Below are 6,597 nucleotides of genomic sequence, written 5' to 3'. Positions count from 1 at the left end.
ACGACCGCCCCGCCCCACCTCTGCTGCGACCCCCGGCTTAAGACCAGTCCGACACCGTGGTGGCGTCCTGTTCCGTTTTTTGGGGGGTGGGGGGGGGGGGGGGCGCCGGGGGGGGGGGGGGGCCCCCCCCACTTCCAGTCTGCTGGGGGCTGCCGCCCCCAGACCCCCGCTTCGGCCCTGAAGGGGCCTTGTCCTCAAACGCCGGACGGGCCGGAATCGCTGGCCGGCGGCGAGAACGCGCCGCCCCAGCGGGGGGTGGGGGATCGGGACGGCAGTCCCTCGTCCTCAAACGCCGGATGGCCCTGGGGGTGCCGCCAACTCCTTCTCCAGCGGCGTCCGGAACCGGGGTGTCACCTTTGTGGCCCCCACCCACCCCTGCAACCGCTCCGCCTCGGCCGCGATCGCCGCCTCGGCCTCGTGTCCCACCCCGTCCGTGTCGAGCAGCCGCCAGACGATCTCACCGTCGGGACGCTGAGCCCATCCGCCCACCACCCGGCCGTTCCACCACACCGTCGGCCCCACGTTGCCGCTGTAGTCGAACAGCGACGGCCGCAGCTCAGGCGCCAGGTACCAGTCCCGCTCCCGCCACCCCATCGCCGTGGGATCCAGCGCGGGCAGCAGCGCCGCCCACGGCTGGTCCGGGCCGACGACAGGCTCGACGTCGCCGTCGACGACGTACCCCGTGCCCTCGTCCAGTGACACCTCCTGCGCGCCGATCGCCGCCAGCGCCCGCCGGACGTCCGTGACCTTCCAGCCCGTCCACCACTTCAGATCGGCCTCCGTGGCGGGGCCGCACGCCGTCAGCCAGCGGCCGAGCAGCACCGACTGCGCCTCGGCCACGTCGAGTTCGGGGTGCGGCGGGGCCACGGCCCAGCGGAACTGGCTGGACGTCCACGAGCCGAGCGGCCGCCCCCGTACCACCTTGCCCTCCACGCCCAGCACCCTCAGCAGCCGGGTCGAAACGGTGTGCACGCCCTCGTAGCTCTTGCCGGCCGCATACACGAACTGCTCTCTCAACCGCGGCTCGTCCTCGGCGAGTTCGGCCGCGGTCGCCTGCCCGCGCCGCGCCAGGGCCGCCAACGCCGACTCCTCCACGTCCTTCAGCCAGGCCGCGTCCGGCGCCCCGGCCTTCGCCATGTCCTTGAGCAGCGAGGCCCGTTCGCGGCCCGCGACCGTGAGCCCGGTCGAGGCGTGCACGACGGCGGTGAGGTCCGTCGGGAACACGAACACCGTGTGCCGCATGCCGTGCATCCGCACGAGTGACCGGTCCGTGTACAGGGCCCGCTCGGTCTCCGCCACGGTCCGGGCCGCGTCCGCGAGCCGCGCGCCCACGGCCAGATGCACCGTCGCCGGGTCCGACCCGTGCAGCGCCACCAGCGTGCCGGCCACCTCCTCCGGGCTGTCGGCCCGCGCCGCCGGAGCCAGCCGCTGCCGCAACGCAAGCCGCGCCCGCCGCTCCGCCACCCCGATGTACCGCACCATCCCGGCCTCCCCGTCACACCATCCGTCCCCTCATCCTGCACGAGAGCACTGACAACGAGGGGTCCTCCCTCTCAGCCCGTCCGGCGTTTGAGGACGAGGCCGTTCAGGCCGAAAGCGGGGGTCTGGGGGCGCAGCCCCCAGGTACGGGACGGGTAGGGGCGGCGGGGGCGAGAAAACCGGGCGTCGGCGCAAGCGTCCTCACCCGATCGCCGCCCCCGGCATGCGCCCGCCCCCGCCCCCGCCTTCACTGCGATCAGGAGGCGATGGAAGGCGACCGCACCGGAGGCGTGATGGGCAGGGGCGGTGTACCGCGGTGGGTGTCGTGAGTACGCCCGCCGTTCGCGCCGAACGGGGGAAGGCCGCCCGTCGGCGGGTGGCGCGGTCCGCGCACGCCGGGTGGGTTCCGCCCGTCGACCGGGCCGACCCCGTTGCCGTACTGGAGCGGCAGGGGCGTGACCGGCTGCCGGAGCTGCTGCCCATCCGGTACGGGCGGATGGCCGCGTCGCCGTTCGCGTTTCTGCGCGGTTCGGCCGCCGTGATGGCCGCCGACCTCGCGTCCCGGCCGCACACCGGCCTGACCGTGCAGCTGTGCGGCGACGCCCACCTGCTGAACTTCGGTGTGTACGCCTCCCCGGAGCGGGCGCTGCTCTTCGATCTGAACGACTTCGACGAGACGTTTCCCGGACCCTTCGAGTGGGACGTCGAGCGGCTGGCCGCATCCGTCGCCGTGGCGGGGCGTGCGAACGGGCACCCCGAGGCCAAGGTGCGGCGCGCGACGCTGGAGGCGGTGGCCGCGTACCGGACCGCCATGCGGCGGCTGGCCGGTCAGGGCGAGCTCGCAGTCTGGTACGAGCGCATCGACGCCGACAGCCTGCTGCCCCTCGTCCGTTCCGCCGGCCGCCGCAGACAGGTCGCCTCCAGCCTCACCCGGGCCCGCCGCCGCACCAGCTTGCAGGCCCTCGGGAAGCTGACGGAGGTGGTCGACGGACGCCGCCGTATCATCCACGACCCGCCGCTCCTGGAACCCGCCGGCGCCTCCGACACGGCCTCCCTGCGCAAGATCTTCAGCGACTACCGCTCCACCCTCTCCGAGGAGCGCCGCCTGCTCCTGGACCGCTACCGCTTCGTGGACGCCGCCCGCAAGGTCGTCGGCGTCGGCAGCGTCGGCCTGCGCTGCTTCGTCGTCCTGCTGACGGGCCGCGATCAGAACGACCCCCTGTTCCTGCAGATCAAGGAGGCCCGTAAGTCCGTATGGGAGGAACATCTGCCACATGGGCCCTACGTCCATCCCGGGCATCGCGTCGTCGCAGGTCAGCGGCTGCTCCAGGCGGCCAGTGACATCTTCCTGGGGTGGATGAGCGGGCCGCAGGGGCGCGCGTACTACTGGCGGCAGCTGCGCGACATGAAGGGCTCAGCGGACGTGGCCGGCATGAGCCCGGCCGATCTGCTCGGATACGCCCGCCTGTGCGGCACCGCCCTGGCCCGCGCCCACGCCCGCTCCGGCGACCGCATCGCCATCGCCGCCTATCTCGGCGGCGCCGACACCTTCGAGCAGGCCGTCGCCGACTTCGCCCTCGCCTACGCCGACCAGACCGCCGCGGACCATGCGGCGCTGGGCGCGGCGGTCGCCGCAGGCGTGGTCGCGGCGGCACCCGACGTGTGACGTCCGGGCCTACGCTGGCCAGGTGCAGACCTCAGCACCTCAGTCCGACGGCTTCGAAGTGGTCGTCGTCGCCTCCTCGGCCGGTGGCATCAACGCCCTGTTCGGCCTGCTCGGCGGCCTCTCCGCCGACCTGCCGGTTCCGGTGCTGGTCGTGCAGCACCTGGACCCCCGTCACCGCACCGTCATCGCGGACGTCCTGGGCCGCCGTACACGGCTGGCCGTGAGGCTTGCCGAGGACCACGAGCAGGCCCGCCCGGGCACGGTGTACATCGCGCCCCCCGACCGGCACCTGCTGGTGCGGCCCGGCGGCAGGCTGGCCCTCACCGACAGCGAGCTGGTGCACTTCGTGAGGCCCTCCGCCGACCTGCTGTTCGAGTCCGTCGCGGGGGCCTACGGGCCGAAGGCCATCGCCTGTGTGCTCAGCGGCACCGGGCGGGACGGCGCGATGGGTGTGGACGCGGTCAAGTCGCGCGGCGGCACCGTGATCGTGCAGGATCCCTCCACCGCGGAGTTCAGCGGCATGCCCGAGGCAGCCGTGGGTACGGGGACAGTGGACTTCGTGCTACCTCTGGAGGAGATCGCCGCGGTGATCCGCGGTTTGGTCGGGACCGAGAAGCAGTAGCAGAGAAGTGGCGGCAGCAATGGGCGAGCGACAGCCGGACCTGGAGACCGACGAGGAACTGGAGCAACTCCTCGGTTTCCTCCGCGACGCCCGTGGATTCGACTTCACCGGTTACAAGCGCTCGTCCCTGGGCCGCCGCATCCGCAAGCGGATGGCGGACGTCGACGTCGAGACGTACAGCGACTACCGCGACCGGCTGGAGACGAATGCGGATGAATTCAACGCCCTGTTCAACACCATCCTGATCAACGTCACGTCCTTCTTCCGCGACCCCGACGCCTGGACCTTCCTGCAGCGCGAGGTACTGCCCGAACTGCTCGCCCGGACCAGCGCCGACGACGAGATCCGGGTCTGGAGCGCCGGCTGCTCCAGCGGCGAGGAGGCCTACTCCCTGGCGATCATGTTCGCCGAGGCGCTGGGGCTGGACGAGACCCTGGACCGGGTCAAGATCTACGGCACGGACGTCGACGACGAGGCGCTGCGCGACGCCCGCTCCGGTCTGTACTCGGCCAAGTCGCTCGCACCGCTCGAGCCCGAGCTGCGTGACAAGTACTTCGAGCAGAGCGGCGCCCGCTTCGCATTCCGCCCCGATCTGCGCCGCAGAGTCATCTTCGGCCGCCACGACATCACCCGCGACGCCCCGATCTCCCGCCTCGACCTGCTCGTGTGCCGCAACACGCTGATGTACTTCAACGTCGAGGCGCAGACACAGATCGTCGACCGCTTCCACTTCGCGCTCGGCGAGGGCGGCTTCCTCTTCCTCGGCAAGGCCGAGATGCTGCTCAACGCCGCCGAGCGGTTCTCGGTCATGAGCATGCGGCAGCGGGTGTTCCGGCGCCGCCCCGGCGAGGCCACGGCGCCGTACCAGCCCGCTCCGGTGAAGATCAGGAGTGGCCTGGGCGGCGAACTGCACTCGGTCGCCCGCCACCGGCAGCTGCGCGACCTCATCCTCGACTCGACGCCGAGCGCGGCCGTGGCCGTCGACTCCGACGGCAGCGTCCTGCTGATCAACAGCCACGCGCGCGTGCAGTTCGGCCTCACCGCGAACGACATCGGGCGCCCCTTCCAGGACCTGGAGATCTCCTACCGCCCCGTGGAACTCCGCTCCCTGATCGAACAGGCCACGCACGAACGCCGCACCCTTCGGGTCAACGGCGCCGAGCGGCGCACGGGCGAGGAGATCCAGTACTACGACATCCTTGTCCAGCCCCTGAACGGGGTCGACGGAATGACCGCCGCCACCCACATCACCTTCACCGACGTCACCGTCACCACCCAGCTCAAGGCCGAGATCAAGCGCGTACGCGAGGACCTGGAGACGGCGTACGAGGAACTCCAGTCCACCAATGAGGAGTTGGAGACCACCAACGAGGAACTCCAGTCGAGCATCGAGGAGCTGGAGACGACCAACGAGGAACTCCAGTCCACGAACGAGGAGTTGGAGACCACCAACGAGGAACTGGAGACCGTGAACGAGGAGATGCGGGTCCGCACCGAGGAGCTGGACGAGGCCCGCACCTTCCTGGAGGCCGTGCTGACCTCCATCACCGCCGGAGTCGTCGTCCTGGACCAGGGCCTGAAGGTCAAGAGCTGGAACCGCGGCGCAGTCGACCTGTGGGGCCTGCGCCCCGACGAGGTCATCGACCAGCCCTTCTTCGGCCTCGACTTCGGTCTGCCCACCGAGAAACTGCGCGAGACCATCCAGCACTGCATCGACACCGGACGGCGCGGACACCCGCTGCCCGTGCCGTCCGTCGACCGGCTGGGCCGGGCCATCACCTGCATGGTGCAGTGCAGCCCCTTCGACGCCCACAACGGCGGGGTCGTTCTGCTGATGGAAGAAGAAAGGGCGAACGGCCCCGACTGAGCCGGCGGGGCGTAGGCTTCCGGTATGGCCACTGTCGGCGGGTCCCAGGACCCCATGGCTTCCGCGGAGCGGAAAGCCGTTGCGGCGCGTGCACGTTCCGCGCAGGAGACCAGGAGCGCCGAACGGCATGAGGCCCTCGCCGACCGGGCGCTCACCGAAGTCCGCAGGGACACACATCTGCGGATGGCCGCCGTCCACCGCTCGACCGCGTCCCGCCATCGGTCCGCGGCCCGGCTCCACGAGAGCTACGCGGCCCGGCTCGCGGGCTGGGCGGGCGCCACGAGCACTCCACGGCCGCTGTTCATGACAGGCGTCGCGGCGGCCTGCGGCACGCGCAGCGCCGCCCTCACGCTGGTCGGAGCCACCTTCGACCAGCTCTCCCTGGCCGCCTCCGACGAACCCTCCCGTGCCGCCCAGGAACTGGAGTTCCTGCTCGGTGAGGGCCCGGCCCGGGACGCGACCCGGCAGGTCCGGGCGGTGACGGCGACCGGCTCGGGCATCACCGACCGCTGGCCCGGCTACGGGCCGGCAGTCAGCGAACTCGGCATCGAGGAGGTGACGGCCGTACCGCTCAGCATGGAGGGCACCTGTGTCGGCGCCCTCACCGTTTCGACGCCGCCTCCCGCATGACCGGCTCGGACACCTTCGCGGAGGTCGCCGACGTCCTGACCCGCACCATGATCCTCAACCCGGCCGGCGACCCCGAACTGTACGGTGGCACGGACCTGCGCGCCCTGGTGCACCAGGCCGCCGGCATGGTCTCCGTCCAGCTCGACTGCTTGGTGAGTGACGCACTGGAACTGATCAAGGCGCGTGCCTTCACCGAGGGCGTCTCCGCGCACGTCGTCGCGGACCGCATCGTCCGGGGCGAGCTGCGACTTGCCTGAAACGGGTGGCCGCCGGGCGTGCACAAGGAAGACTGCGGACCCCGGGCCGCGACCGGTTCCGGGAGACGAAGGGAAG

The 6,597-nt window shown here is 71.6% G+C and carries 6 protein-coding genes; 5 read left to right on the top strand and 1 reads right to left on the bottom strand.

Annotated features, from left to right (window positions below):
- Positions 1–285 precede the first annotated feature (285 nt).
- Complete coding sequence (locus tag ABT254_RS17345) at positions 286–1,482, bottom strand: winged helix DNA-binding domain-containing protein (protein WP_351470145.1); 1,197 nt, start codon at positions 1,480–1,482, stop codon at positions 286–288.
- Between the two features lie 322 nt (positions 1,483–1,804).
- On the opposite strand from ABT254_RS17345, the gene ABT254_RS17340 reads away from it, so the two are divergent.
- The 5 genes from ABT254_RS17340 to ABT254_RS17320 are packed head-to-tail and all read left to right on the top strand — an operon-like array spanning position 1,805 to position 6,521.
- Positions 1,805–3,145 carry a DUF2252 domain-containing protein gene (locus ABT254_RS17340; protein WP_351470142.1) on the top strand — a complete coding sequence of 447 codons (1,341 nt, stop codon included), beginning with the start codon at positions 1,805–1,807 and terminating at the stop codon, positions 3,143–3,145.
- Positions 3,146–3,167: 22 nt separating this feature from the next.
- Positions 3,168–3,767 (top strand): chemotaxis protein CheB, encoded by a 600-nt coding sequence (locus ABT254_RS17335; RefSeq protein ID WP_351470139.1) that lies wholly within the window; start codon positions 3,168–3,170, stop codon positions 3,765–3,767.
- Between the two features lie 19 nt (positions 3,768–3,786).
- Positions 3,787–5,634, top strand: coding sequence for a CheR family methyltransferase (locus tag ABT254_RS17330; RefSeq protein WP_351470136.1), 1,848 nt, complete (start codon positions 3,787–3,789; stop codon positions 5,632–5,634).
- A 24-nt stretch (positions 5,635–5,658) separates the two neighbouring features.
- Positions 5,659–6,264 carry a hypothetical protein gene (locus ABT254_RS17325; RefSeq protein ID WP_351470133.1) on the top strand — a complete coding sequence of 202 codons (606 nt, stop codon included), beginning with the start codon at positions 5,659–5,661 and terminating at the stop codon, positions 6,262–6,264.
- Positions 6,261–6,521, top strand: coding sequence for an ANTAR domain-containing protein (locus ABT254_RS17320; RefSeq protein ID WP_351470130.1), 261 nt, complete (start codon positions 6,261–6,263; stop codon positions 6,519–6,521). Before ABT254_RS17325 ends, ABT254_RS17320 begins: the two co-directional genes overlap by 4 nt.
- Positions 6,522–6,597: the final 76 nt, after the last annotated feature.

It is taken from the genome of Streptomyces sp. NPDC001137, from assembly GCF_040298885.1.
In the GTDB taxonomy this organism is placed as follows: Bacteria; Actinomycetota; Actinomycetes; order Streptomycetales; family Streptomycetaceae; genus Streptomyces.
Note: the sequence above shows the minus strand (reverse complement) of the source record. Positions and strands in the feature narration are given on the sequence as shown.

Bases quoted from the DNA above. Each gene is read 5' to 3' on its own strand.
- ABT254_RS17330 (WP_351470136.1), top strand. From the start codon at position 3,787: ATGGGCGAGCGACAGCCGGACCTGGAGACCGACGAGGAACTGGAGCAA.
- ABT254_RS17345 (WP_351470145.1), bottom strand. From the start codon at position 1,482: ATGGTGCGGTACATCGGGGTGGCGGAGCGGCGGGCGCGGCTTGCGTTG.
- ABT254_RS17325 (WP_351470133.1), top strand. From the start codon at position 5,659: ATGGCCACTGTCGGCGGGTCCCAGGACCCCATGGCTTCCGCGGAGCGG.
- ABT254_RS17320 (WP_351470130.1), top strand. From the start codon at position 6,261: ATGACCGGCTCGGACACCTTCGCGGAGGTCGCCGACGTCCTGACCCGC.